This is a genomic window from Virgibacillus sp. 7505 (assembly GCF_002272135.1).
Lineage (GTDB): Bacteria > Bacillota > Bacilli > Bacillales > Amphibacillaceae > Terribacillus.
This window is the reverse complement of record NZ_NPBF01000003.1, coordinates 1-701: the sequence shown is the minus strand read 5'-3', so window position 1 is coordinate 701 and position 701 is coordinate 1. Positions and strand designations below refer to the sequence as shown.

The 701-nt window shown below is 30.1% G+C and carries 1 protein-coding gene; it reads left to right on the top strand.

Translation table 11 applies throughout. From position 1 onward, the window contains the following. Positions 1-41 precede the first annotated feature (41 nt). Positions 42-701, top strand: a 660-nt coding sequence (locus CHH91_RS00025) for a glycosyltransferase family 4 protein (protein WP_176465600.1), incomplete at its 3' end; no start/stop codon positions are given.

Here is a 701-nt window from a genome sequence, read left to right as displayed (position 1 = left end):
TAGATGTTCTGTATGCCAACGGTTGGAGGGCTCCGTGGTTTTTGATACCCTTTAAATTCAAGAAAATCAAAAAAATATGGCATCATCGTGATAGCTTTCAAAGCCCATTTTATAATAATTTATTACCTGTATTTGTTGATAAAGTAGTTTGCATTTCAAATTATGTTAAATCTACTTTATCTAACCTCCATTCTAATAAAGCTATAGTCGTATATAATGGCATAAATACTGACGATTACTATTTTTCAGAAAGAAATCAAGTATTCACAATTGGAAGCTTTGGAAGAATTACAGAATGGAAAAGGTTTGATTTAATAATAAAGGCTGCCCATAAGTTTCAAGAAAAATATAATATAAAAGATTGGAAATTAAATATATTTGGGGATACTTCAGTCGATGGGAGCTCAGAATACGAGCTATCACTTATGAAATTAGTTAATGATTTAGATATTTCAAAAAATGTTGAATTAAAAGGCGCAACAAAAGAACCATTATTAAAAATGAGTCAATCAGATGTTACTGTTAATTTTTCTAAAAACGAGCCTTTTGGAAGAGTTATAATTGAGTCTTTAATTGTTAGTACTCCTGTTATATGTGCAGATTCAGGAGGAGCACCAGAAATAATAAAAAAAACTGGTGGCGGTCTTATAGCTAGAGATGGTGACATTGAACATTTAGCAGATCAATTGTTTAAATTATAT